The following is a 23,439-nucleotide window of genomic DNA, read 5'->3' on the forward strand; positions in this document are numbered from 1 at the left end:
GGGTTCGGGGTGGCGGGGGTCCCGCTGTCGGATCCCTGATCGCGGTGGGTGCGTTTGCGGGTGCGTTGGCGGGCGGTGGTGGTGACGTGCTTGGGCCGGTCGCGCCCGGTGCGGACGTCGTTGCCCCACGCCCTCGTGGGGGTTTCGCCTTCCAGCCACAGCGCGGTGAAGGCGCGCCGTGCCCGCGAGATCAGCGAGTAGAAGCTGGACACCGGCAGGCCGAGGGATTCCGCCGCCGCGGTGTAGTCGCCGTGGTCGTAGAGGGCGCGGATGAGTTCCTGGTTGCGGGGGGTCAGGGCGGCCCAGATCTGGTCCAGGGCCAGGCGCTCGACCACGCGTTCCTCGGGGCTGTGAGTGGGGGCGGCGGCCAGCTTCCAATAGCGGTGGAACTGGGGTGCGGACCCGTGGGGGGTCTGGCCGTGGGTGGAGCGGTGCTTGCGGGTATGGACGGTGATGACGTTCCACCCGGCCCGGATCAGATCCCAGTAGGCCGGGGGTTCGGCCGACGTATAAAGGTGCTCGGCCATCGCCGACCACGCGACGTCGCGGCGCTCATCCCAGGGCACCGGGGTGGGGTAGCGGTACTGGGTGGCGGCGTAGTTGGCCAGGCGGGCGAGGGCGCGGGCGGTGAAGCCGTGCCGCAGCGGCTGGTCCTCGGCGCACGCAGAGGGGTCGGACTGTGGGGCGTCCAGGGCGGTTTGAGGCATGGTTGTTCCTCGGCGGGGGTTCGGGGCGGGGTCTCCCGCCCCCAGGGCCTCGCGGGGAGGGGTGCGGTGGGCCCAACGGGAGCGGGAGACGCCTTCGGGGGCGCGACGCGGGATTGGATTCTCGGCAGCCGATGGCGCTTTGTTGGGAGTTGCCCGGATTCGGTCGTTAATGGGCGCACTATGAACACCCGGTATGCAATGGCGCTATTTCTCAACGGGCGTGAACTTGCGCCGCCACGGATCCGGCAGGGGCTTGCCCTCTGTGATCCAGTCATGAAGCTTTTGGAAGGTGTCGTCAGCGCGAATCAGCGCGGCCCTGAGGTCGGCTTTTGTCGCCCGGCTCTCGCGGTGCTCGCGGAGTGCATCCGAGACGAGGTCGAAGAGGATGTCGGCCTGGTCTTCCGGTGATTGCGGGGTGATTCGCTCAAGGTCGTCCACAGCGGTTCCTTTCACTGCTGGACGGAATGGCGGGATGCCGTACTCAGCGCGTGTGCGCACGGTGGGCACGCGCGGGAGTGGTGCTGCAACACCAGGGCGGCAATGGGCATTCGGGCCCGCATCTCATCGGGCGGTCCCCAGAGGTGTTCAGTGAAGCCGTGGGCTTTGACGCACGGCACGGGCAGCGATGCGCAGAACACCGCGTGCGCGGTGATGCCGTCGCGTGCGTCCCTGGTGCGGAAGAACGACCATCCGCCCTGGCCGAAGGCCGCCCGCAGATCAGGGAACGGATGCCGCGCATCCGGAACCCGCTTGGGGATCACGACGGACATCACGCCGCCCCCTGGAGCTTCAAGTACTCCCGCACCAGCCGCCGCAACTCCGCATGCGTGCCGATCTCACCGAGCAAGCCGGTAACTGTCTGAGCGACGACGGCCGGAGGGCGCTCTCCGTTAGGCATTCCAACGTCCATGTAGGCCAAGAAATGCTGATGGCGTGGGAGCCAGACGCAACGCCAACCGGGGGTATCGGTCTCGACTCGACGGACGGCCGCCTCTATAGGTTCGGACTCGTTCATAGATCTATCGTGCGCATCGAAGAGGTGCATGCGTAAGGCCAGACTTCATGTGCGCAGTAGCTGAAATGTTCTGTGCACACCTGAAAATCAGCTATAGATTCTGAATATCTTCCGTGGTGGAATGCTGTCATGGCAGACAGCAGAGTTGCAGGCCGGTTCGGGCGTGAATTGTCCAGAGCACGCAAACGAGCAGGAATGTTACAAGCTGCTCTCGCGCGCGCCCTGGGCGTCAGCCCATCGCACGTGTCCAACCTTGAACGCGGACGACGCGACCCGGCATTGTCGTTGCTCCCCGAACTCGACAAGGCGTTGGAGACGGACGACTATTTCGTCCGTCTTTGGGATGAGTTGACCGGAACAGGGCGGCAGGCGTGGCTGGATGAGATCACAACGCTGACTCACGAGGCCAGCGTCATCTTCGAGTATCAGACCTTGGTGTTCCCCGCGTACCTCCAGACAGAGGCGTACTCGCGGGCGCTTGTGCGACACGGAGTTCCGTGGCTCACTCCGGCGGAGGTAACGGAACGTGTCAAGGTTAGAGTCAGCCGGGCTCGCGATATGGCGAAGGCCATTTCTCCACAACTCTGGCTTATCGTCGACCAGACCGTGCTAGCGCGTCGATACGGGTCATCCGATACTGTCCGGGAGCAACTGTCGTACGTGGCGGGTTTGATCGAACGTGGTCGGCTCATGGTCCAGATGATCCCGGCGGACGCGCATCGTCACCCAGGGACAAGTGGCCCATTCCGAGTGGTCGCCACCTACGGAAGTCCGGACGTCGTCTACGTGGAGAGCGCGCACGAGGGCCAGATCATCACTGCTGCGGCCGACGTCGATCGGTACCGACTCTGGTTCACTGCGCTCCAAAGTGCCGCGTTCACACCGGAAGTCACGCTTTGTGAGATCCGCGACGAACTGAGAAAGTTGGATCATGAACACGAATGACTGGCACAAGTCGTCCTACTCCGGGGGCAACAACGAGTGCGTCGAGGTCCGAGAGGGTCCCTCTACGGCCGACGTTCGCGACACCCAGAACAGGCAGGCCGGACACCTCAGTTTCCACCCCGGCGAGTGGGCGGCGTTCCTGCACCAGGTCCGCACCACCACCCCGTAGGTCCCGCAACGCCACTCCCCCGGCCCCGGACGCGCACCGCGCGTCCGGGGCTGACGCATCTCTGCCGACTCTGCCGCTACTGGCTGCCCGGTTGCGTGTGATCAGCGAGCGAGCAGGACGGTCTTGCCGGGCAGCCGCCCGGTGGCGGCGTCCTCATGCGCGGCGGCCGGGCTCAACCCGCGTGAACCCATGGACACGAGTGTAATCGCCTAACCGTGTTTGCGATCCTTACTTCCTCTCTAATATCGTCATGGGTGTGACGACGTTTTTCACCTGTCGTTCGGCATTGGCGGCCGCGACGCCGACGAAGCCGAGGAGGAGGAATCCGCAGTGAGCACGAACGAGCATTCGACCGTCCCGAGCGCTCCCGACGGCTTCGGCGCCGATCTCGGCGGCCTCGTGCGGGCCGGCAACCCCATCGTCACCGACACCTACACGTCAGACCCCGCCGTGCTCGTCCACGAGGGCACCGCTTACCTCTACACGGGTCACGACGAGGCGCCGCCCGGTGTCGAGGACTACGTCATGCGCGACTGGCTCTGCTTCTCATCGACCGACCTGCTCACCTGGCGGCCGCACGGTCCCCTGCTGCACGTCGGCCGGTTCGCGTGGGCGCGGGACGGGGCGAAGGCCCCCGCGGTGGTCGAGCGCGACGGGAAGTTCTTCTGGTACGCCGCGGTCAACCACGGGACCATCGACGGCGGCGCCATCGGCGTGGCCGTCGCCGACAGCCCCACCGGGCCGTTCCGCGATGCGCTCGGCGCCGCGCTGGTGACCAACGACCTGCCGTTCGACACAGGTGACGACCACACGATCGACCCGTCCGCCATCGTCCACGACGGGCAGGCCCACCTGTTCTGGGGCAAGGAACGGTGCTTCTCGGCGCGGCTCGACGACTCGATGACCGCGCTCGCCGGGCCGATCACGGAGATCGACCTCCCCGGGTTCAAGGAGGGCGCACACGTCCACGAACGGGACGGGTGGTTCTACCTCTCCTACGGGTTCGGATACCCGCAGCGGGTCGCCTACGCGAGGAGCCGCAGCCTCGACGGGCCGTGGACCTTCGAGGGGCTCGTGAACGAGGTCCCCGGCAACTGCGCGACCAACCGCCCGGCGATCGTCGAGTTCGCCGGGGAGTGGTACTTCTTCTACCACAACGGCGTCCTGCCGGGCGGCGGCAGCCACCGGCGGTCGGTCTGCGTCGACCGGCTCGGCTACGACGAGGACGCCCGGATGAACCGTGTGCGCATGACGACCGAGGGGCTTCAGGCGGGCGTCCTTGCGGCGAGCCCCCGCTGAGCCGGCCCACTGTCCCGGACCGCCGGCGGGAGCATCGCGACCACCGGCGGTATCGGTCGCGCAGGGGCGGCTTGTGTATCATGCCCGCATGCGTTCCTGAGAGTGTCGGTCCCCACGTGCGCGGCGTGCAGCCCCGTGGGGTGAATCCTGTCTCGGATCAGGGCGCTTTTGTTTGTTTTCTGCCTCCGCATTTCTCGCGCGCGGTCTTTGTCGTCTCGTCCGTGGTGTGCGTCTCCTCCTCTTGCCCGTGGGCCTCCGCCCGCAGGACGAGTGTTCATAGTCGTCGTCCACGCATTCGGATGACATAACCACTACCGAGGAGGCACGGTGATCGATACTCGCCTTGATGGCCAGAATGTCCTGGTAACTGGTGGTTCCGGCAACGTCGGCGCGGCGATCAGCCGGGCATTCGCAGCCCAGGGGGCATGTGTTGCGATCCATTACCTCGCTCAGGATCTCCCTGCTGCAACGAACGCCGAATGGGCGCATATCACTCCCGCCGCAGAGGAGGGAGACAAGCTCGCGCGGGAACTCGGCGACGGCTCCTTCGCCGTCAGCGCCGACCTTTCCGAACCGGAGGCGGCATCCCGACTGGTGCGTGACGTCGCAGCCCGGGTCGGCGCGATCAACGTCCTGGTCAACAACGCCGCCCACTGCGAGACACCGGACACCATCGACACCCTGACCCACGCGTCGTTGAACCGTCACTACCAGGTCAACGCCATCGCTCCCGCGCTCCTCACCGCCGAGGCGGTACGGCTACACCGTGGAGACGACCCGTTGTGCATCATCAACATCACCACCGACGCCGCACGGGCCTTCCCCGGCCAGACCGGCTACGGAACATCCAAGGGGGCGCTGGAAGCGCTCACCAGGTCCACCGCCCTGGACCTGGCGGCGCGCGGCATACGCGTGAACGCCGTCGCCCCGGGCCCCGTCCAGACCGGCTGGATAGACGAAGACCTCCTGGCTCAGGTGGAGGAGATCGTGCCGATGGGCAGGGTCGGTGAGCCGGAGGACATCGCTGACGCGGTGGTGTATCTGGCCTCCCATCAAGCACGGTGGGTCACCGGACAGGTCCTACAGGTCGCCGGAGGGCACGCTCTGTGACCGTGTCGATTGCCTGCACCAGCGGTGAGGAGGTTCGCTCCACGGTCGAGCACCTTCCGTCTTGGAGGTAGTGGATCAATCTCAGCGCCCCGCGCGGTCGAGCGTCGCGGACGGCCTGGGCTGTAACCGGGGCGGCCGCCGGGTGTGCGGGCCCGGCAGGGAGCATCCCTGCCGGCCCGGAGGCGGTGGTTTCAGAGCAGGACGGTGGGGTCCCAGGGCTGGGCGGGAGCGAACTCGTGGTCCCAGGCGCGCTTGTGCACCTGCCAAGCGGACGCTCCGGCCTCGCGCGCGGCGACCAGCAGTTCGGGATCGACATCGACGCCGAGTGGTTTGCGGGCGAAGTCGGTGGAGCTGCGCATGTGCTCGATGGCGGTGAAGGGGTCGTTGTAGTTGTTGATATTGATCTCGATGATGTTCTGGTCGGGGTCGGCGTAGTAGAACGCGGTCTGCAACCCCTCGTCCACGGCCAGAACGGGCAGGATGTCCTCGCGCTTGAGCCGCACGTAGGTGCCCAGCAGTTCGTCCAGGGTGCTGTACTCGAAGGCCAGATGCTGGAGCCGGTGGTGGCCGGCGCGCTGGGTGTCCAGGGTCAGCCCGGGGATCTCGATGACGGCCATGCGGTGGTTCTGCTCGTCGTTGCTCAGCCAGACGGCCTTGACCTCCAGGCCCTGGCTCCGCATCCCGGTGGGGTCCTCCGAGGTGTGCATGGGGCGCATACCCAGCACGGTCTCGTACCAGGCCAGCAGGGGTTCGAGGTTGCCGGTGGTCATGCCGATGTGCTGCAACCGGGGGTGGACGGCGACCTCGGTGTTGAAGCGGGTGGGCTCGGACACGGTGGTGCTCCGATCTGCGTTGCGGTGGTTCGGGCGGGGAGGGACGGGCAGGTTCACAGGGCGTAGGGGCCGAAGCGGCCCCAGGCCACGAACGCGGCCAGCAGCAGGACTTCCTCACATAGGAGATGGAGGGTCCCCGGTGAGAGGCCGGGCCCCTCACCGGACCGGGTGTCAGGCGTTGAAGACGGCCTCGGAGCGGCCGCGCTCCCGGTGCAGCTCCCAATACAGGGGTGCGATCTGCTCGGGAGTGGCGGTGGGGATGCCCTCGGGCCCGCCCTCGCCGATCCAGACGTTGATCGCCACGTGCGCGGCGTGCACCCCGCTTCCCGCCAGCTCCTTGCCCAGGTTGAGCACCCAGTTGCGCAGGGCCCCGCCCGCGGCGTTGACGTTGCCCATCATGGGGACCGGGTCCACCGAACCGCCTCCGGTGGTGAACAGCAGCGTTCCCGCCCCGGCCGCGCGCATCGCGGGCAGCACCGCACGGGCGGCGGCGACCGCCCCGTAGAGCGTGTACTCGATCTGCGGTTGCAGGTTCTCCACCGTGGCCTCCGAAGGAGCAGCCATGGTGAAGCCGGGCACCGGGGAGTGCGGGGCGGGTGAGTACTCCAGCACATCGATGCCGCCGAAGCGCTCCTTGGCCGCCTCCAAGGCGGCGTTCAGGGAGGGCCGGTCCATGATGTCGGCGGTGAATGCCTCGGCGGTGATGCCCTCGTCCCCGAGTCGCCCGGCCAGAGTGTCCAGCTTCTCCTGGGTGCGGGCGATGAGGGCGACGTCGAAGCCGTTGCGGCCGAAGGTGCGGGCGATGGCCAGGCCCATGCCGGGGCCTGCGCCGACGATGGCGATGGTGGGCATGATCGGATCTCCTCCGTGGCGGTTGGTCGGATACGGGCAGGTCAGGAGCAGTCGACGGCGATCTTGCCCAGGGCCCCGGCACCGAAGGCGTCGAACGCCTGCGGCGCCTGCTCCAGCGGGAACGTCGCGGTGACCGGGACGGTAAGCGCGCCCGAGGCGGCCTGCGCGGCCAGCGCGGCCAGAGTCTGGGCGTTGGCGTCGGCCATGATCGGGTGGACGGTGACGTCGGCGCCGTCGAGGGCTTCGGCGGTCAGGCCGAGGGTGGAGGCGATCCGCCCGCCGGAGCGCAGCAGGGCGGCCAGGGCCGTCCCATCGCCCGCCAGGTGCAGTACCGCGTGCACCCCCTCGGGGGCCAAGGCCCGGACCTGGTCCTCCACGGCGCCGGTGTAGTCGACGAGGTGGATCTCGGCGTCGGTCAGGCCGGTGACGAATTCGGCCTCGGCGCCGGGGCGTGCGGTGGCGATCACCCGGGCGCCCCGGGCCGCGGCGAGCTGCACGGCCAGGGCTCCCACACCGCCGGTGGCACCAGAGATCAGTACCGTCTCGCCCTCGGCCGGGGACACGGCGTTCACGCTGTCGAGCGCGGCGGTCCCGGCCAGCCCCAGAGCACCGGTGTCCCGCACCGCCAAGCCCTCGGGGATGCGTGCGACCCCGTAGCCGGCGGCCACGGTGACGTACTGGGCCAGTGATCCAGTGCCCAGGAACGGCTTCATCACCACACCGAAGACCGCGTCACCGACCGCGAAGCCCTCCGCACCCTCACCGAGCGCCTCCACGGTGCCCGCGAAGTCCTTGCCGACCACCAGCGGGAACCGGTGCTCCATCATCCCGTCCAGGTAGCCGGCCGCCGTGGCCGCGTCAAAGCCGTTCACCGACGAAGCGGCCACCTTCACCAGCAGCTCACCGGCCTGCGGCCGGGGGGTCTCCACATCGGTCACGGCCGGGGCCGAGGGGACCTCGCTCAGTGCCAGAGCACGCATGACAACACCTTCCGATTAAGTGGAACGGCCTTCCCGATTCCACCGTCGGCCAGGGTAACAACATAAGTGGCCCGCCTGTTCCACTTGGGTACAGTGGAGGCATGACCTCCCCGGACTCCGGAGAAAACTCGGACCAGACGCCGGACGCGGACCTGCGCGCGGACGCCGCACGCAACCGCGACCGCATCCTGGCCGCCGCCCGCCGCCTCTACGCCACCGCCGGCCTCGGCGTGCCCATGGCCGCCGTCGCCCGCGAGGCCGGGGTCGGCAAGGCCACGCTGTCGCGCCGCTTCGCCACCCGGGAGGAGCTCATCAACGCGGTCTTCGCCGACCGCATGGACGCCTACGCCGCCGCCGTCACCACCGCCCTGGCCGAACCCGACCCCTGGCACGGCTTCACCCGCTACATCCACGACATCTGTGCCATGCAGGCCGCCGACCGCGGCTTCGCCGACGTGCTGACCATGACCTTCCCCGCCGCCAAGGCCCTGGAGGCACGCCGCGCCCAGGCATACGACGGCCTCCTAACCCTCATCGAGGGCGCCAAGGGCAGCGGGCGCCTGCGCGAGGACTTCACCCACCAGGACGTGGTCATCCTGCTCATGGCCAACGCGGGTGTGGTCAACGCCACCGGCGACGCCGCCCCCGACACCTGGCGGCGCCTGGTCGCGCAGATGCTGCGCGCCTACGCCACCCCCCACGCCCCGCTTCCCCCGCTGCCCCAGGCCCCTGCGCCCACGGTCCTGTACCGCGCCATGATCCTCCTGGGCCGCACCGGCCCCACACGGCCGTGAGCGGTTCCGAACACCCGATCCGGAGAAGTACTTCCGGAAAAACACGGACCGGGCGGCCCCGCCGCACCCTCGACCTCCCCCAGGACTTGGCGGGCGAACTCACCACGTTCACCGGCCGGCCGCCACCGACCTGGGACTCGGCCGCCCCGCTTCGGGACCGACCGGTGAGGGCCTACCGCCAGGTCCTGTAGTAATCCTCGACCCCCACCCGTCCGAACGTGCCCGGTGGCCGCACCTCCCCTGCTCAGGCGGACCGCGCCGCGCGGTAGGTCAGCTTCCGCAGCAGCACCTCCGCCGGGCCCCGCAGTCCTGCCCGTTCCAGCGCCGCCGCGCCGGCCACCGTCATCGCCCAGGTGGCCACCGCCACCGCCGACGCCGACCAGCTCGACAGGTGCGCGCCCAACCCCAGCCCCCAGGCCGCCAGGACCGGCCCCCACACCAGCGACTGCGCCATGTACCCGCTCATCGACCGCCGCCCCAGCGCCCCCAGCCACCGCACCGGCCGCGCCGCGGCCGCCGCGCGTCCGCTCAGCCAGTGCGCGAGCAGCCCGAACAGCGCCGCGTACCCGACCCCGGTGAAGGTCCCGGCGAAGAAGTGCACCCCCGTGAGCACCGGCACCGGGCCGACCTCGACGGACGTGGTGTGCTGGAGGGCCAGAACCGCACCGGTGGTCCACCCCGCGGCGATCCCCCAGAACGCGAGCCGCCGCAGCAGCACCAGGTGCCGGCCCGGCTCGTCCAGCAGCCGGTGCCGCGCCGCGAGCACCCCCATCAGGAACACCGCAGGCAGCGCCAGCTGCGCGAGCCCGCTGAACACCATCAGCCACGCCGGGAACCGCGCCGCCGCCGAGGCCGCATAGGACGGTTCCGCGATGCTCGCCCGCTGCGTGTCGGCCGCCAACGTAGCGCCGACATCCGCGGCGGCCAGCGCGTTCGCCAGGGCGACGAGCGCGGCCAAACCCAGCAGGACCCCGATCCAGACCTTCAGCGTCCGGTCCGAACGGCCGAAGAACGGCGGCACCATGATCAGACCCATCAGCCCGTACAGGCCGATGATGTCGCCCTGCCACAGCAGCAGCGCGTGCACCGCCCCGAACACGATCATCCACAGGTGGCGCCGGCGCAGCAGCCGCCGCACCTGGACGGCGGTGGCTCCCTTGGCCGTCTGCCGCGCGTACATCTGCCCGATGCCGTAGGCGAAGAGGAACCCGAACATCGAGTAGACCCGGGCATCCACCACGATCAGCGTGAACGCCTGGGCGACCCGGTCGGCCACGCCCCCTTCCACCGGGTGCATCCCCACCGAGCCCACGTGCGCGGCGTACAGGAAGAACGGGGTGTGCGCCAGGGCGATCAGCAGCAGCATCACGCCCCGCGCCAGGTCGGGTGCCAGGGACCGGTCCGACAGCGGAGTCGAGCGCACCGGGCCGCCGCCCGGCCGGGGCGGCGCGCGATCGGGGTTTCGGGTGGTCATGTCGTCCTCTCGGTGGGGGTTCAGGTGCCTGCACGACCACTACCAACACACTGTGCTAGTAACAGTAAGAGACTAACACGGTGTGCTATTACGGTGTACTAGTAAGGTGGGGGATGGAGGCGCACATGACTGAATCAGCCAGTTCAAAGCCGGGTTCCCGGCACAGGATCCTCGTGGCGGCCGCGACGATGCTCGGCGAGAATCCGGCCGCGCGACTGAGCGTGCGGTCCGTCGCCGCCAGAGCGGGGGTGAGTACGGGATCGCTCCGGCACCACTTCCCGACACAGCGCGTTCTGGAGGACGCGGTGCTCGCGGGCATCTACGACCTGGTCGCCCCGGACGACCCCATCCACGACACCGACACGCCCGCACGGGACCGGCTGGTCGGCTGCCTCCGGCAGATACTCGCGCCCACCGGGACCGGACGGCAGGCGAGAGCGGCCCTGCGCCAGACCTACGAGACGCTGATCGCCACCGAGCCGACCGAGGAAACGCGGCAGGGGTACCTCGCCCTGGAGCGGACGATGCAGCACCGCGTCGAGCATTGGCTGGCCGTCCTCGCCGACGAGGGGGCACTCCCCCACGGCGACAACGCCCAACGCGCGAAGTTCCTGCTCACCGTCGTCAACGGCCTCACTCTGGAAAGGGCGCTGCCGAGCGCGGAATCGGTCCTCGTCTCCGAGAACGCGGCCCTGTTCGCCGCCGTCGACGCCATCCTGGGCGGCTGATCCCGGGGACGCAGGCCGCGCGGCCCACCGAGCGGTCGGCCCGCGGCGTGCCATGGCGAGGGGTCGTCGTCCGGTCGTCTGCCGCCCTCCCCGCGAGAGGCCGCCCGGACGCCGGGTCCCTGTCTCTGGACGGGCGCGCGGTACGGTACCTAGCGCCGCATTGCGGCGCCGACCCCTCGATCATGAAAGGCGCGACACCTTGGCTGATGTCAACGACTACGCTGCCACCTTCGACCTGGTGGACTCCGATGACGACGGCCGCATCTCGGCCGCGGAGCTGCGCGAACTCATGAGCGCACTCGGCAACGAAATCTCCGCCGAGCGCGCCGACGAGGCCGTCAGCGCCGCCGACTCCGACGGCGACGGCCGTATCTCCCTGGAGGAGTTCGCCTGGTTCATGCGCGAGAACTCCTAAGCGCACCGGCGCGGCCCCGAACCCGCCGCGCCGCCACCGCGACGGCGCGGACCCCAAGGAGCCCGCGCCGGTCCCGCCAGTTCCCGGCCACCAGGCAGCACGGCACCGGGGCCCGAAGACCCCGGACTCCCCGATCGGGAACACCGCGTTGGAGCCCTCCGGCCCCTCACACGCAGGGGCAGCTCAGGGTCGCCCGGTCGCCCAGCACGACGCGGCCGGGCGACCGGATGCGTGCCCGCTCCCGCACCGGATCCCGCGAAGGGAGCCTTTCGCGCGGGGACGCCACGGCCCTGCATCGAGCACGGCGAGAGGTTCTTGCATCGGAGCCTGATTCAGCCCGGAGGAAGGTCTGATTCCTGCGAGGCGGTGCCGCGCATCTCCTCGTTGATCCGCTGGGCCTCCGCCAGCTGGTCCTGCAAGATCACGATCTTGCAGGCCGCCTCGATCGCCATGCCCTCATCGACCAGGTCCCGGGCCCGGGCGGCGATACGCAACTGGTACCGGGAGTAGCGCCGGTGCCCGCCCACCGAGCGCAGCGGTTCGATCAGCCGGGCCTCGCCCAGCGCCCGCAGGAACGCCGGCGTGGTGCCGATCAGCTCCGCCGCCCGGCCCATGGTGTACGCGGGAAAATCGTCGTCGTCCAGCCGCCCTGCGGCATCGGAACCCGTCACAGCACCTCGTCATCATCTCCGGGAGCACGTCGAGGGCCCCGGCGCCATTGCGGCGCCGGGGCCCGAGAGTTCAACACCATCTACCTACCGGCCTGGAGGCCGGTCTGCCGATTCCCGAGAACCTACTGCGACGGGAATGCGGGGATCGCGGTTGTGTGACCGGGGACCACCTTCTTTCCGAGCCAGGGTCCTGCGGTACCCGAGCGGCAACGTTCCTCGCCCGGGCGATCCTGATGGCATCTACTCCTCTCGTCCTCACTACCTACAACTGCATGTACTACTGCTGTCCTGCTACTGCGGTCCTGCTACTGCAACTACTCGATCCTGTGCTACTACCGGCCCCCGGCGCCTTGTTGCACGTGCGCGCCGGTCGGGCCGACCTGCTTTCCTGCTGCGGCCTCCCCCGTGACGGCGGGACACCGGTCCTACGCTTGCACTTCCTCATTCCACCTGCGGGGTCCTGCCAGGCGGCCTCCGGACGCGTTCACACAACCTGATCCGACGCCGGGACGCCCTCATACGTACTGCTTCTACTGCTACTCCCCCCGTGACGGCGGGAAGCCTCCTGCGGTCCTGCATCAACTGCGTACTGCTGTACTACCGGCCCCCGGCGCCTTGTTGCACGTGCGCGCCGGTCGGGCCGACCTGCTCCGCCACTACTTACCGGCGGCCTTCCGTGACCTGTTCTCTCGGCCACGACAAGAAAATTAGCATCCACTTCGGCGCATGTCTACTCCGACGACAACAGTTTTTCGTGTGTCACGCGCCCATGAATCCGCTCCGCCCTGGACGCCGTCCGAGCAGCACCCGCCTCCGGGCACGGCCAACGGTGACCGGCGGGTGAGGGGGTCGCGGCAGTGTGGCGCAGCCATGACCTCCTGCGGACGAGTACCGGCACGTAGCTGATCGACGCTCCGAACACGGGAGGCGGTCCCGCCTGCGCCGTGGCTACGGCCGCTCGCCAGGGGGGTCCGGTGGGGCCGCGGTGGGTCCGATGGCCGTGAGCACGGCGTCGAGCAGGCCGGGGCAGAAAGCGTCGAGGTCGGCGCGGCGCAGCGACATGTAGTGCCGTCGGCCGTCGACGCGCTGGCAGACCACGCCGCTCTCACGCAGGATCCGCCAATGCGTGGTCATCGTCGACGGGGAGGCGCCCGTTACGTCACCGGCGTGGTCCTGCCCATTGACGGCGGCTACAGCGCGGCCTGACCGGTCGACGGCCGATCAGCGGTTCAGGACGGTTCGCGGAGTCCACTCACGGAGCCCCGGGGCGCCGGAAAATGCGTGGACGCCGTTCCGCGCGTTCGGCAGAGTGTCCGTCTGTGACAAGCAGCGAACTCTGGACCCGCGCGACCGCCGACCGCTACGACGACGAGGAGACCGACAGATCCTCGGCCGCCTTCCTCGAACCCACCCTCGCCTTCCTCGCCGACCTCGCCGGGACCGGTAGGGCGCTGGAGTTCGCCATCGGAACCGGGCGCGTGGGCGTCCCGCTGCGCGAACGCGGCGTGCCGGTCGAAGGCATCGAACTGTCGGAGCCCATGGCGTCGGTGCTGCGGCGCAAGATCGGGGCCGACCGGCTCCCGGTCACCATCGGCGACATGGCCACCACCACCGTCCCCGGTGAATTCACCCTGGTCTACCTCGTCTACAACACCATCTCGAACCTCCTCACCCAGGACGAGCAGGTCGAGTGCTTCCGCAACGCCGCACGCCACCTGGCGCCCGGCGGCCGGTTCGTCATCGAGCTGGGCGTGCCGCCGCTCCGGTTCCTGCCGCCCGGCCAGACCGCCGTGCCCTTCGACGTCTCCGCACAGCACCTCGGATTCGACACCTTCGACCTGGCCGAGCAGATCCTCGTCTCCCACCACTTCACCCGCGACGGCGACGACGGCCGGTACCGGCGCGGCAGCTCCCGGCACCGCTACGCCTGGCCGGCCGAACTCGACCTGATGGCGCGGATCGCAGGACTGGAGCTGGAGCGGCGCGTCGCCGACTGGGACGGGGCGCCGTTCACCGACGAGTCCACCCAGCACGTCTCCGTCTGGCGCAAGCCGGCCTGAGCCGGACCGAGCCGTCCCGCCGCCTCGGCCATGCGGGACGGTCCCGGCGGCACCCCCGAGTGGGGCAGCCGGGGCCGTGCGGACCCGCGGCCGGCCCCGCCGTTCCGTCCGGTGGTGCCCCTCCTCGCCCCCTGAACAGCCATCGAGCGGTCATTACCCGGCAGGTAATCGACTCCATGACCTCCCGCACGCGAGCATCGGACCCGTACCCGATCGACGCTCCGTACCCGGGAGGATTCCCATGACGACCTACCAGCCCTCCGCCGCCCGCACCGCCGACGCCCCGTTGCGCCTGGTCCTCCGCGTCGACGCGGCGGCCTGCCTGGCGTCCGGGGTGCTCCTCGCCGCCGGTGGCGCCCTCCTATCCCCGGTCCTCGGCCTGCCCACGGCGCTGCTGTGGCCGGCCGGTGCGTTCCTGCTGGTCTTCGGTGCGCTGCTGTGGTTCACCGCCGGGCGGGCGACGCTGAGCGCGGCCGCGGTGCGGGCCATCGTCGCCGTCAACGCCGCGTGGGTGCTGGCGAGCGCGGCACTGGTGGTGCCCGCCGGACTCTTCGCCCCCACTGCCTGGGGGATATCGTTCGTCCTCGTGCAGGCCGCGGCGGTCGCCGCCCTGGCCGTCGAGGAGGCGGTGCTCCTGCGGCGCAGCACGGCCGTCCGCCGCTGAGCACGCCGCGCACACCGAGTCCACTCAGTCGACCACGGCAAGGAAGCCCCGATGACGACCGTCCAGGACACGGCGCGCCCGGTCGGTGCGCTGGTGCGGCGGTGGCGCGAACGCCGCCGCATCAGCCAGCTCGAACTGTCGTCCCAGACCGGCGTCTCCACGCGGCACCTGAGCTTCGTGGAGACGGGCCGGGCCCGGCCGAGCCGCGCCATGGTCCTGCGGTTGAGCGAATCGCTCGACGTGCCGCTGCGCGACCGCAACCACCTGCTCGTCGCCGCCGGGTTCGCACCGGCCTACCCGCAGGAGCCACTGGACTCCGCGGCCATGGCGCCGGTGCGGGCGGCGCTGCGCCAGGTCCTCGACGGGCACAGTCCCAACCCGGCCGTGGTGGTCGACCGGACGTGGAACCTCCTGGACGCCAACGCCGCCATCGGGGTGCTCGTCGCGGGGGTCTCCCCCGCCCTGCTGGAGCCGCCGGCCAACGTCCTGCGGATCGCCCTGCACCCCGACGGGATGGCGCCGTACATCGAGAACTTCGGCGAATGGCGCGCGCACCTGCTGGCGCGGCTGCGCCGCCAGGTCGAGCACACCGGCGACCCGGAGCTGGCCGCGCTGCACACCGAACTCCTCGACTACCCCTGCGACCAGGACGATCCGGCGGTCGAGGTGCCCGGCCCGGGGGTGATCGCGGTGCCGCTGCGGCTGCGCCACGAAGGGGACGAGCTCACCTTCGTCAGCACCGTCGCCACGTTCGGCACCCCGCTCGACATCACCCTCGCCGAACTGGTCATCGAGTCGTTCTACCCGGCCGACCGCGCGACCGCCGAAACCCTCGCCCGCCTCGCCGCGCACACCTGAGACCCCCACCGTCGTCCTCTCGGCCGTCCGGCTACGGCTGCTCCGCATGACCCACACCGAGATCGAGATCAGCGCCGAGCTGGTCCGGGACCTGCTCCGCGATCAACACCCCGACCTCGCCGACCACCCGGTCACACTCGGCGCGCGCGGCTGGGACAACCAGCTGTGGCGGCTCGGCGACGACCTCGCCGTCCGGCTGCCCTGGGCGACGCAGTCCGCGGACGCGCTGCTGCGCAAGGAGCACGCCTGGCTGCCCGCCCTTGCCCCGCGCCTCCCCCTGCCCGTCCCCGTCCCGCAGCGCCTCGGCGAGCCCTCCGAGCGGTTCCCGCACCCCTGGATCGTCACCACCTGGGTACCGGGCACGCCCGCCGACCACGCCCCCGCCACACGCGGCGCGGAGGCCGCCGACACCCTGGCCGCCTTCCTGACGGCCCTCCACCAACCGGCGCCCGACGGGGCACCCGCCGGGCGCGGCCGCGGGGGGCCGCCGGCCGACCACGCCGGGTACTTCGCCGAGTGGCTCGCCGCGACCACCGAACTGGGGCTGGTCCCCGACCCGGACGCCGTGCGTGCCGTCTGGGACGACGCCGCGGCGGCGCCCGACTGGGACGGCCCGGCCGTGTGGCTGCACGGCGACCTGCACCCGGCCAACGTCCTCACCTCGGACGGCACCTTCAGCGGCGTGATCGACTTCGGCGACCTCTTCGCGGGCGACCCGGCCTGGGACCTCGCCGCCGCGTGGATCCTGCTGCCGGACGGTGCCGCCGACCGCTTCCACGACGCCTACCGCCCAGACGCCGCGACCCTGCGCCGCGCCCGCGGCATCGCGGTACTGCGCGCCTTCGCCGGCATCCACGTCGGCGACGCCGGCGACCACGGCCGCCCCGGCGGCAAGCCGACCTGGGGCCCGCCCGCCCACGCCTCCCTGCGCCGCCTGACCGAGACGGCCCGCTGCCGCGGCATACCGCCGACCGGCGGTTCCGGCGGTGTGCCGCACCGCTGAGTGGCGGTTCCGGCAGCGAGCCTCACAGCAGCCCCGCCAGCTTGTACAGCACCAGCGACCCGGCGACCGCGACGTTGAGGCTGTGCCCGCCGCCGACCATGGGGATCTCCACCGCGTCGTCCACCAGGTCCAGCGCCTCGGGCGGGACACCGTCGCGCTCATGGCCGAGGACGGCGACCGTGGGGACCCGCGCGGCGGGCAGGTCGGCGAGGCGGGACGACTCGTCCGTCAGTTCCACGGCGACGATGCGCGCACCGCGCTCGCGCATGGCCGCGAGCCACGCGACCTGATCGCCGCTCCAATGGACGCACGCCGGGCGGCGCAGCGTGTTGCCGCGGTTCAGCGCCTCGGGCACCCATGGCAGCCGCGGCACGGCCATGCACGCGCCGACGGCGTCGCAGGTGCGCAGCAGGGTGCCGAGGTTCACCCCGTGCATAGGCCACAGCGGCGCGGCGTAGAGATGGTCCCAGCAGGTGTGGGAGCGTCGGCGGCGCTGGGACCGCAGTTCCTTGCGCGGCCGCAGCCGCGGGGCGCTCACCGGCGAGGGGAGGCGGCCTCCCCGACAGGATCTCGCATCGTGGGGGCGTTTCGGCGGCACGCCCGGAGCCATCAGAGGAGATGTGCGACCCGTCCACGGTAGCGCGTCCGCTCCCCGAAGACACCCCCCGGCGTCCGCCCCGCTCAGGGCCGAACCCGGCCGCCCGAACCCGCTCCTGCTGCCCCCGCACCGCGCGGCAACCGGCCGACGTGGCACGGAAGCACCCCCGGAAGCACCCCGGAAGCGGGCCCGCTCCCGTGCCGCAGTCGGTCGGCGTGCCCCGCCCGGGAAGGGGTAAAGAACCCGTGAAAGCCACATTCCCAGCACAGCCGCATCCCCGCACGGCCACGGCGCGAGGCGAGAACAACGAGGTACCGCATGAGCGAACGGCCACTGAACGTCGGCGTCGTCAACGAGGTCGGGGCGGATGAGCTGCGGGTCGCGCTCAACCCCGAGATGGTCGCCCGCCTGACACAGAGCGGGCTGGAGCTGCTGGTGGAAACGGGCGCCGGAGACGGGGCCCGTTACTCTGACGGCGACTACCGCGCGGCCGGTGCCGCCGTGGTCGCCCGCGACGAGCTCACCGCCCGCGCCGACCTCCTGGTGTCGGTCGGCCGCCTCCCGCCCGACCTGCTGCGCGAACTCGGCGGCGGGCGGGCCGTCGCCGGGCTCCTCAACGCCTTGAGCGACCCCCCGCTGATCCGCGACCTCGCCGCCGCCGGGGTCACCGTCATCAGCCTCGACTGCCTGCCGCGCACCCTCAGCCGCGCCCAGCCCATGGACGCCCTCAGCTCGCAGGCGAGCGTCGCCGGGTACAAGGCCGTCCTCGTCGCCGCCAACGCCTACGACCGCTACTTCCCACTGCTCATGACCGCCGCCGGGACCGCCCCGCCCGCCGAGGTCCTGGTCCTGGGGGCCGGGATCGCCGGGCTCCAGGCCATCGCCACCGCGCGCCGCCTCGGCGCCGTCGTCACCGGGTACGACGTGCGCCCGCAGGCCGCCGAGGAGGTCAGATCGCTGGGCGCCCGGTTCCTCGAACTCGACACCGGACCCTCCGACGCCGAGGCGGGCGACGGCGGCTACGCCCGCGAACTCACCCCCGAACGCCAGCGGGAGCAGCGCGACGAACTCGCCCGCCGGCTGCCGGGATTCGACGTCGTCATCACCACGGCGCAGGTCCCCGGGCGGCGGCCGCCCGTCCTGATCACCGCCGAGTCGCTGGCCAAGCTCGCGCCGGGCGCCGTCGTCGTGGACATGGCCGCCGGGCCGCTCGGCGGCAACGTGGAATCGTCGGTGCCCGGTGAAACGGTGGTAACCGAGGCGGGCGTCAAGGTCATCGGCGCGGGCAACCTCGCGGCGGCCGTCCCCCGCGCCGCCTCCGACGCCTACGCGCGCACCATGCACGCCCTCATCACCCTGCTGGTGCGCGATGGCGCCCTCGCCGTCGACCTCGACGACGACGTCCAGGCCGGGGTCGTCATCACCCATGGCGGCGCGGTGACCCACCCGGCAGCGCACGACGCCGTCGAAGCCCTCGACCACGCCGAAAGCGGGCGGCCATGAGCCAGGAACTCCTCACCGACCTCACCGTGTTCGTCCTCAGCCTGCTCGTGGGCTTCGAGGTCATCAGCAAGGTGCCCGCCACCCTGCACACCCCGCTGATGTCCGCTGCGAACGCCGTCCACGGCGTGATCCTGGTCGGGGCGATGCTCATCGCGGTGTCCATCGACACCCCGGCCGGGTACCTGCTGGGGTTCGTCGCCGCCGCGTTCGCCGCCATGAACGTCGTCGGCGGGTACGTCGTCACCGACCGGATGCTGCACATGTTCCGCGACCCTCGGCGCCGTAACGATCCCACTGCCGACGCCACGGCCGTCACCACGTCCGACAGCAGCTCGATCCCTGGCAGGACCGACAGCTCGACCCCTGGCAAAACCGAGACCAAGGCCGACAGCACGACCCCCGGCAGGACCGACACCAGTGAGGAGCCGCGCCCGTGAGCGCCTTCGACATCGCCGTGCGGCTCGTCTACCTGGCCGCCGCCACCTGCTTCGTGGTGGGCCTGCACCTGATGAACTCCCCGGTCACCGCCAAGCGCGGCAACCTCGTCTCCGCTGTGGGCATGGCCGCCGCCATCGCGGCGACCCTCGTCCTGGCGATCGCCTCGGGCACCGTCACGTGGCTGGGGTGGCTGGTCCTCGCCGCGGGGATCGCCGTCGGCGCCGGAGCGGGCCTGCTGTCGGCGCGCAGGGTGCCGATGACCGCCATGCCGCAGCTGGTCAGCCTGTTCAACGCGGTCGGCGGCGGCGCGGCGGCGCTGGTCGGCATCCACGACTTCACCCGGTTCGCCGCGACACCCGACGGCGCCCCGGCGGCCATCGCCGTCGCCGTCGTCCTCGACGTGTTCATCGGCGCCATCGCGTTCTCCGGGTCCCTGGTCGCCTGCGGCAAGTTCCAGGGCTGGATCCCGGGGCGGCCGATCCTGCCGCCGGCGCGCGGCGCGGTCAACGCGCTGCTGCTCCTAGTGATCGTCCTCGGCGCGTGGTTCCTGCTCGTCGGCTCGGGCGGGACATGGGTGCTGACCGCCGTGGTCGCCGCGGCCCTCGCCCTGGGCGTGCTGGCGACCCTGCCGGTGGGCGGCGCAGACATGCCCGTCGTCGTCTCCCTGCTGAACGCCTGCACCGGGATCGCCGTGGCCATGGCGGGCTTCGTCATCGGCAACTCCATGCTGATCATCGCGGGCGGCCTGGTGGGCGCCTCCGGCGGCATCCTCACCAAGCTCATGGCAGACGCCATGAACCGCCCGGTGACCGGCATCCTCGCCGGGGGGTACGGCACGGGCGACACCCCCGGTGTCACCGGCGGCCCCGGCGACGCCCAGGTCCGCTCCACCACCGCCGACGACGCGGCGATCCAGCTCGCCTACGCGAGCCGCGTGATGATCGTGCCGGGCTACGGCCTCGCCGCGGCCCAGGCCCAGCACGAGGTCAACGAGCTCGCCGAACTGCTCGCCTCCCGCGGGGTGGTGGTGGGGTACGCCATCCACCCGGTCGCCGGGCGCATGCCCGGGCACATGAACGTCCTCCTCGCCGAGGCCAAGGTGCCCTACGAGCACATGAAGGAGATGGAGGAGGCGAACCGGGAGTTGGCGCGCACCGACGTCGCCCTGGTCATCGGCGCCAACGACGTCACCAACCCGGCGGCGCGCGTCCCCGGCAACGCCATCTCCGGCATGCCCATCCTCGACGTCGACCAGGCAGGGGGCGTCCTGGTGGTCAAACGCTCAATGGGCCACGGCTACGCGGGCCTCGACAACCCCCTGTACACCGACCCGAAGACCCGCATGTACTTCGCCGACGCCAAAACCGCATTGGCCGACCTCACCGCAGCAGTCAAGACCCTCGTCCGATAGACAACCACGGGCTCCTTCCGGATGGCCCTGTTCTGCCGTGTCCCTGCCCGCTCGAATTACACGGAAAGGGCACTGAACAGGCCCGCGATGCCCCACCGCGTACGCCCGGGTCCGATTGGGACGACCCGCAATCACCCGGTTTCCCACGCGCAGGCCACGGATCTCCCTGACTCACTATGTCACCACGTTGCGTGCTCGGCGACAGTGCCCGACGGTTCTCCTGGTCGTCTGCCCCACGAACCGTACGGCTCAGTGGTGTGCGGAGCCCATCCCGATAGGCCACCCGGGGATGACGATGGCCCCCTTGGTCGTCAGTCTTGAATCCGTCCCCGCCATCACCGACCCCGAGGAAGCCATCCGCTCACCGGAGCTTGCGGTGCTTTCCGCACGGGCCCACGGCGAGGAGAACGGGGTGGTCTATGCGCTGTACGCAGCCCTGATGCACCTCGATAAGGAAACCGGCACGCTATACACTGACTACGCGCTTGCGACGCTCTTGGAACCTGCTCGGAAGCAACTGGAGGACATGTTGGCAACTGGAACCTACGAATTTCAGAGCGATTTCTTCAAGCGTCAGATCGCCGAAGAGGTCACCAAGGGGCAGGCCGAGTCGGTCCTTCTGGTGTTGGATTCCCGCGGCATCGAGGTTTCCGAGGAAGTGCGTGAGCGGATCCTCGCCTGCACCGACCGCGACGAGGCCGAGAAGTGGATCAAGCGCGCGGCCACCGCTCAGTCTGCTGACGAGCTCTTCGACTGAACCGCGTGGAACGACGCCGCTCCGAGCACGCTGGGCCATACGGTCCGCTCTTGCTCGGGGCGGCGTCGGCTATTTGCCGCGGGTGTACTTCTGGATGAGTACTCCGCTGTCGAAGGTCTTCGTTTCGGTCAGGGTGAACGGGGTGGGGGTGAAGGCTCCGCTGAACATGCGTACCCCGGTGCCCGCCACGACCGGGTAGACCTTCACGATCAGCTCGTCGATCTCCGGCAGCAGGGCCGAGGCGAGTTCGCCACCGCCGCCCAGGTAGATGCCCATCCCGTCCTCGGCCTTGAGTTCGCGGACCTTGGCGACGGGGTCGGCCACGATCTCGATCTCCGGGTCGGGCGACTCGGCGATGCTGCGCGACACCACGTACTGCCGGAAGTGCCGGTACGGGCTGGTGATCCCGATCTTCAACGCGGGGTCGTACGTCTTGCGGCCCTGCACCATGGTGTCGAAGTGCTTGTTCGGCGCGCCCGCGACCCCCAACTGCTCCCGGACGTGCGTCGGCAGGGTCTCGGGGTACTCCTCGATGATGTGGGCCAGGAGGTCCTCGCCCACCGGGAAGAAGTCGATGGCGTCATCGGGCGACGCGATGTAGCCGTCGATGGTGGTGCCGATGTAGTAGCTGAGCTTTCGCACCCGGGTCTCCTTTGCGGCCGCATCGTCCCTGCGGACCCGAACTGGGCCGCTGCACTGGACAGGTCGGTGTCCACCGCGGACTCGGCGGATCCCGGGCCCGCTGCGCGACCACTCCCTTTATAGTGCCGATCCGCCCGTTCGGTCCCGGCAGGCACCGATACCTCCACTCCGGCGCGACACGCAGAGTGATTGAATCACGGAAATACCGGATCCATTGGTCACAATGCGTAGCATTGTCGGATGTGTGACAGAGCATCTGCCCAGCGCGGACCGTGTCGGCGTCCTCGCCCGATGGCCCTCGCGGCGGCGTGCATGGCCGGTGCCCTCGTTGCCGGCTGCGGGCCGATGACCACGGGTGGTGGTCCTGATGCCGCGGTCGGCCGCGCCGGTGCGGAGGGCGGCCGCAGCGTCACCGTCCTCGGCGGCGGCGACCTGTTGATCCACCCGCCGGTGTGGAAGCAGGCGCGCGCCGACGGCGGCGGGGAGTTCGACTTCCGGCCGATGTTCGACGGGATCGCCCCCGCCGTCGCAGGGGCCGACCTCGCCCTGTGCCACCTGGAGGTGCCGCTGGCCGGGAAGAAGGGCCCGTTCTCCGGCTGGCCGGCGTTCAAGGCGCCGCCGCAGCTGCTCGACGGAGTCGAGCGCGCCGGGTACGACGGCTGCTCCACCGCGTCCAACCACGTCCTCGACTACGGCGAGAAGGGCGTGCGGCGCACCCTCGCCGCGTTCGACCGGGCCGGGCTCGGCGCCGCCGGAAGCGCGCGCAGCGCGGCCGAGGCCGCCGCGCCGCAGGTGTACCGGGTGCGGCCCGACCGAGGCGCCCCCGTTGAGGTGGCGCACCTGTCCTCGACCGTGACCTTCAACGGCATGGAGCGCCCGCCCGGCAAGAAGTGGCTCGCGAACCTCGCCGACCCCGAGGCGATCCGCGCCGAGGCCCGCGCCGCCAAGGACGCGGGCGCCGAGATCGTGGTGCTGTCCATGCACTGGGGCACCGAGTACGACCACGGCGTGGACGACCGGCAGCGGGAGCTGGCGGCCGCGCTGACCGGCTCCCCCGACATCGACGTGATCCTCGGCCACCACGCCCACGTCGTGCAGCCCGTCGAGAAGGTCCGCGGCACATGGGTCGTCTACGGGATGGGCAACCAGCTCGCCCGCCACGCCGCGCCCGTCGACGCCAACCGCGAAGGCGCCATGGCGCGCGTGACGTTCACCGAGACCGCGTCGGGACGGTGGCGCGCCGAGGGGCTGGAGATGCTGCCGACCCGGGTGGACATCGAGCCGAAGGTGCGGCTGGTGGACCTCGCGACGGCGCTGCGCGACCCGCGCACCCCCCGCCGCCTCCGCGACGACTACGCCGAGGCCCACGCGCGGATCACCGGCCACCTGACCGCGCACGGCGCCCCCGCGGACGGCGCGGTCGTCGCCCCCGCCGACTGACCGCCCCCGCACCTCACGCGTGCGGGCCGACGGTGACGGCGCTAATCCGCCCCACGATCTTCGGCGCCGATCC

27 protein-coding genes are annotated in these 23,439 nt (G+C 70.7%); 16 read left to right on the forward strand and 11 right to left on the reverse strand.

Annotated elements, in window-relative coordinates:
* The 3 genes from CLV63_RS20915 to CLV63_RS20925 all read right to left on the reverse strand — a co-directional run.
* Positions 1-707 (reverse strand): RNA polymerase sigma factor (locus CLV63_RS20915; RefSeq protein ID WP_106584876.1); only part of this gene is annotated, 707 nt, incomplete at its 3' end.
* A 204-nt stretch (positions 708-911) separates the two neighbouring features.
* On the reverse strand, positions 912-1,145 hold the full coding sequence (locus CLV63_RS20920) for a hypothetical protein (RefSeq protein ID WP_106584877.1): 234 nt from the start codon (positions 1,143-1,145) through the stop codon (positions 912-914).
* A gap of 11 nt (positions 1,146-1,156) precedes the next feature.
* Positions 1,157-1,477: a hypothetical protein gene (locus CLV63_RS20925; RefSeq protein ID WP_146165626.1), complete on the reverse strand. Its 321-nt coding sequence runs from the start codon at positions 1,475-1,477 to the stop codon at positions 1,157-1,159.
* Positions 1,478-1,851: 374 nt separating this feature from the next.
* On the opposite strand from CLV63_RS20925, the gene CLV63_RS20935 reads away from it, so the two are divergent.
* The 4 genes from CLV63_RS20935 to CLV63_RS20950 all read left to right on the forward strand — a co-directional run bounded on the left by CLV63_RS20935 (position 1,852) and on the right by CLV63_RS20950 (position 5,245).
* Positions 1,852-2,667, forward strand: a complete 816-nt coding sequence (locus CLV63_RS20935; protein ID WP_106584880.1) for a helix-turn-helix domain-containing protein — start codon at positions 1,852-1,854, stop codon at positions 2,665-2,667.
* Entirely contained in the window at positions 2,654-2,836 is a 183-nt protein-coding gene (locus tag CLV63_RS20940; RefSeq protein ID WP_106584881.1) for a DUF397 domain-containing protein, read from the forward strand. Before CLV63_RS20935 ends, CLV63_RS20940 begins: the two co-directional genes overlap by 14 nt.
* Positions 2,837-3,166: 330 nt before the next feature.
* Positions 3,167-4,135 carry a family 43 glycosylhydrolase gene (locus CLV63_RS20945; protein WP_211301403.1) on the forward strand — a complete coding sequence of 323 codons (969 nt, stop codon included), beginning with the start codon at positions 3,167-3,169 and terminating at the stop codon, positions 4,133-4,135.
* A 327-nt stretch (positions 4,136-4,462) separates the two neighbouring features.
* Positions 4,463-5,245: an SDR family NAD(P)-dependent oxidoreductase gene (locus tag CLV63_RS20950; RefSeq protein WP_106584882.1), complete on the forward strand. Its 783-nt coding sequence runs from the start codon at positions 4,463-4,465 to the stop codon at positions 5,243-5,245.
* Positions 5,246-5,436: 191 nt separating this feature from the next.
* Here CLV63_RS20950 and CLV63_RS20955 read toward each other — a convergent pair whose 3' ends face one another.
* The 3 genes from CLV63_RS20955 to CLV63_RS20965 form a co-directional block, all read right to left on the reverse strand.
* Positions 5,437-6,078 carry a VOC family protein gene (locus CLV63_RS20955; protein WP_106584883.1) on the reverse strand — a complete coding sequence of 214 codons (642 nt, stop codon included), beginning with the start codon at positions 6,076-6,078 and terminating at the stop codon, positions 5,437-5,439.
* A 171-nt stretch (positions 6,079-6,249) separates the two neighbouring features.
* Complete coding sequence (locus tag CLV63_RS20960) at positions 6,250-6,930, reverse strand: SDR family NAD(P)-dependent oxidoreductase (protein ID WP_106584884.1); 681 nt, start codon at positions 6,928-6,930, stop codon at positions 6,250-6,252.
* Between the two features lie 41 nt (positions 6,931-6,971).
* A complete protein-coding gene (locus CLV63_RS20965) occupies positions 6,972-7,910 on the reverse strand; it encodes an NADP-dependent oxidoreductase (protein ID WP_106584885.1) in 939 nt (312 codons plus the stop codon).
* Positions 7,911-8,011: 101 nt separating this feature from the next.
* Between CLV63_RS20965 and CLV63_RS20970 the strand changes: the two genes are divergently transcribed.
* Entirely contained in the window at positions 8,012-8,704 is a 693-nt protein-coding gene (locus CLV63_RS20970) for a TetR/AcrR family transcriptional regulator (RefSeq protein ID WP_106584886.1), read from the forward strand.
* A gap of 244 nt (positions 8,705-8,948) precedes the next feature.
* On the opposite strand, the gene CLV63_RS20975 is transcribed toward CLV63_RS20970, so the two are convergent.
* Positions 8,949-10,178, reverse strand: a complete 1,230-nt coding sequence (locus tag CLV63_RS20975) for a DUF418 domain-containing protein (RefSeq protein WP_106584887.1) — start codon at positions 10,176-10,178, stop codon at positions 8,949-8,951.
* Between the two features lie 125 nt (positions 10,179-10,303).
* On the opposite strand from CLV63_RS20975, the gene CLV63_RS20980 reads away from it, so the two are divergent.
* Together CLV63_RS20980 and CLV63_RS20985 are read left to right on the forward strand one after the other, a co-directional pair.
* Positions 10,304-10,906, forward strand: a complete 603-nt coding sequence (locus CLV63_RS20980) for a TetR/AcrR family transcriptional regulator (RefSeq protein ID WP_106585060.1) — start codon at positions 10,304-10,306, stop codon at positions 10,904-10,906.
* 199 nt (positions 10,907-11,105) lie between these two features.
* On the forward strand, positions 11,106-11,321 hold the full coding sequence (locus CLV63_RS20985) for an EF-hand domain-containing protein (protein ID WP_106584888.1): 216 nt from the start codon (positions 11,106-11,108) through the stop codon (positions 11,319-11,321).
* 332 nt (positions 11,322-11,653) lie between these two features.
* On the opposite strand, the gene CLV63_RS20990 is transcribed toward CLV63_RS20985, so the two are convergent.
* Together CLV63_RS20990 and CLV63_RS20995 are read right to left on the reverse strand one after the other, a co-directional pair.
* Positions 11,654-11,935, reverse strand: coding sequence for a MerR family transcriptional regulator (locus CLV63_RS20990; RefSeq protein WP_106585061.1), 282 nt, complete (start codon positions 11,933-11,935; stop codon positions 11,654-11,656).
* 1,005 nt (positions 11,936-12,940) lie between these two features.
* Positions 12,941-13,126, reverse strand: a complete 186-nt coding sequence (locus tag CLV63_RS20995; RefSeq protein ID WP_106584889.1) for an ArsR/SmtB family transcription factor — start codon at positions 13,124-13,126, stop codon at positions 12,941-12,943.
* Positions 13,127-13,311: 185 nt separating this feature from the next.
* On the opposite strand from CLV63_RS20995, the gene CLV63_RS21000 reads away from it, so the two are divergent.
* The 4 genes from CLV63_RS21000 (at position 13,312) to CLV63_RS21015 (ending at position 16,577) form a co-directional block, all read left to right on the forward strand.
* Entirely contained in the window at positions 13,312-14,052 is a 741-nt protein-coding gene (locus CLV63_RS21000) for a class I SAM-dependent DNA methyltransferase (RefSeq protein ID WP_170134289.1), read from the forward strand.
* Positions 14,053-14,293: 241 nt separating this feature from the next.
* Positions 14,294-14,716: a hypothetical protein gene (locus CLV63_RS21005; RefSeq protein ID WP_106584891.1), complete on the forward strand. Its 423-nt coding sequence runs from the start codon at positions 14,294-14,296 to the stop codon at positions 14,714-14,716.
* A gap of 51 nt (positions 14,717-14,767) precedes the next feature.
* Positions 14,768-15,574, forward strand: coding sequence for a helix-turn-helix domain-containing protein (locus tag CLV63_RS21010; RefSeq protein ID WP_106584892.1), 807 nt, complete (start codon positions 14,768-14,770; stop codon positions 15,572-15,574).
* Positions 15,575-15,620: 46 nt separating this feature from the next.
* Entirely contained in the window at positions 15,621-16,577 is a 957-nt protein-coding gene (locus CLV63_RS21015) for an aminoglycoside phosphotransferase family protein (RefSeq protein WP_106584893.1), read from the forward strand.
* Between the two features lie 22 nt (positions 16,578-16,599).
* Here CLV63_RS21015 and CLV63_RS21020 read toward each other — a convergent pair whose 3' ends face one another.
* Complete coding sequence (locus CLV63_RS21020; protein WP_211301404.1) at positions 16,600-17,115, reverse strand: TrmH family RNA methyltransferase; 516 nt, start codon at positions 17,113-17,115, stop codon at positions 16,600-16,602.
* 378 nt (positions 17,116-17,493) lie between these two features.
* Here CLV63_RS21020 and CLV63_RS21025 point away from each other — a divergent pair, with 378 nt between their 5' ends.
* From CLV63_RS21025 to CLV63_RS21040, 4 genes are all read left to right on the forward strand, one after another.
* Positions 17,494-18,678: an NAD(P) transhydrogenase subunit alpha gene (locus CLV63_RS21025; protein WP_106584895.1), complete on the forward strand. Its 1,185-nt coding sequence runs from the start codon at positions 17,494-17,496 to the stop codon at positions 18,676-18,678.
* Positions 18,675-19,115 (forward strand): NAD(P) transhydrogenase subunit alpha, encoded by a 441-nt coding sequence (locus tag CLV63_RS21030; RefSeq protein WP_106584896.1) that lies wholly within the window; start codon positions 18,675-18,677, stop codon positions 19,113-19,115. Before CLV63_RS21025 ends, CLV63_RS21030 begins: the two co-directional genes overlap by 4 nt.
* The gene (locus CLV63_RS21035) at positions 19,112-20,527 is read left to right on the forward strand and encodes an NAD(P)(+) transhydrogenase (Re/Si-specific) subunit beta (RefSeq protein WP_106584897.1); all 1,416 of its coding nucleotides are present in this window, start codon (positions 19,112-19,114) and stop codon (positions 20,525-20,527) included. The genes CLV63_RS21030 and CLV63_RS21035 overlap by 4 nt, the downstream gene beginning before the upstream one ends.
* Before the next feature lie 304 nt (positions 20,528-20,831).
* A complete protein-coding gene (locus CLV63_RS21040) occupies positions 20,832-21,284 on the forward strand; it encodes a hypothetical protein (protein ID WP_170134290.1) in 453 nt (150 codons plus the stop codon).
* 69 nt (positions 21,285-21,353) lie between these two features.
* Here CLV63_RS21040 and CLV63_RS21045 read toward each other — a convergent pair whose 3' ends face one another.
* Positions 21,354-21,926 (reverse strand): dihydrofolate reductase family protein, encoded by a 573-nt coding sequence (locus CLV63_RS21045; RefSeq protein ID WP_106584899.1) that lies wholly within the window; start codon positions 21,924-21,926, stop codon positions 21,354-21,356.
* Positions 21,927-22,271: 345 nt separating this feature from the next.
* On the opposite strand from CLV63_RS21045, the gene CLV63_RS21050 reads away from it, so the two are divergent.
* Complete coding sequence (locus CLV63_RS21050; protein WP_245928960.1) at positions 22,272-23,366, forward strand: CapA family protein; 1,095 nt, start codon at positions 22,272-22,274, stop codon at positions 23,364-23,366.
* Positions 23,367-23,439: the final 73 nt, after the last annotated feature.

Origin of the sequence: Murinocardiopsis flavida (assembly GCF_003014485.1) — a bacterium.
GTDB lineage: Bacteria > Actinomycetota > Actinomycetes > Streptosporangiales > Streptosporangiaceae > Murinocardiopsis > Murinocardiopsis flavida.

Excerpts from the sequence above, each read along its gene's own strand:
- CLV63_RS20925 (WP_146165626.1), bottom strand. The coding sequence starts at position 1,477 with ATGTCCGTCGTGATCCCCAAGCGGGTTCCGGATGCGCGGCATCCGTTC.
- CLV63_RS20935 (WP_106584880.1), top strand. The coding sequence starts at position 1,852 with ATGGCAGACAGCAGAGTTGCAGGCCGGTTCGGGCGTGAATTGTCCAGA.
- CLV63_RS20940 (WP_106584881.1), top strand. The coding sequence starts at position 2,654 with ATGAACACGAATGACTGGCACAAGTCGTCCTACTCCGGGGGCAACAAC.
- CLV63_RS20960 (WP_106584884.1), bottom strand. The coding sequence starts at position 6,930 with ATGCCCACCATCGCCATCGTCGGCGCAGGCCCCGGCATGGGCCTGGCC.
- CLV63_RS20965 (WP_106584885.1), bottom strand. The coding sequence starts at position 7,910 with ATGCGTGCTCTGGCACTGAGCGAGGTCCCCTCGGCCCCGGCCGTGACC.
- CLV63_RS20970 (WP_106584886.1), top strand. The coding sequence starts at position 8,012 with ATGACCTCCCCGGACTCCGGAGAAAACTCGGACCAGACGCCGGACGCG.
- CLV63_RS20975 (WP_106584887.1), bottom strand. The coding sequence starts at position 10,178 with ATGACCACCCGAAACCCCGATCGCGCGCCGCCCCGGCCGGGCGGCGGC.
- CLV63_RS20980 (WP_106585060.1), top strand. The coding sequence starts at position 10,304 with ATGACTGAATCAGCCAGTTCAAAGCCGGGTTCCCGGCACAGGATCCTC.
- CLV63_RS20990 (WP_106585061.1), bottom strand. The coding sequence starts at position 11,935 with ATGGGCCGGGCGGCGGAGCTGATCGGCACCACGCCGGCGTTCCTGCGG.
- CLV63_RS20995 (WP_106584889.1), bottom strand. The coding sequence starts at position 13,126 with ATGACCACGCATTGGCGGATCCTGCGTGAGAGCGGCGTGGTCTGCCAG.
- CLV63_RS21005 (WP_106584891.1), top strand. The coding sequence starts at position 14,294 with ATGACGACCTACCAGCCCTCCGCCGCCCGCACCGCCGACGCCCCGTTG.
- CLV63_RS21010 (WP_106584892.1), top strand. The coding sequence starts at position 14,768 with ATGACGACCGTCCAGGACACGGCGCGCCCGGTCGGTGCGCTGGTGCGG.
- CLV63_RS21015 (WP_106584893.1), top strand. The coding sequence starts at position 15,621 with ATGACCCACACCGAGATCGAGATCAGCGCCGAGCTGGTCCGGGACCTG.
- CLV63_RS21025 (WP_106584895.1), top strand. The coding sequence starts at position 17,494 with ATGAGCGAACGGCCACTGAACGTCGGCGTCGTCAACGAGGTCGGGGCG.
- CLV63_RS21030 (WP_106584896.1), top strand. The coding sequence starts at position 18,675 with ATGAGCCAGGAACTCCTCACCGACCTCACCGTGTTCGTCCTCAGCCTG.
- CLV63_RS21050 (WP_245928960.1), top strand. The coding sequence starts at position 22,272 with ATGACCACGGGTGGTGGTCCTGATGCCGCGGTCGGCCGCGCCGGTGCG.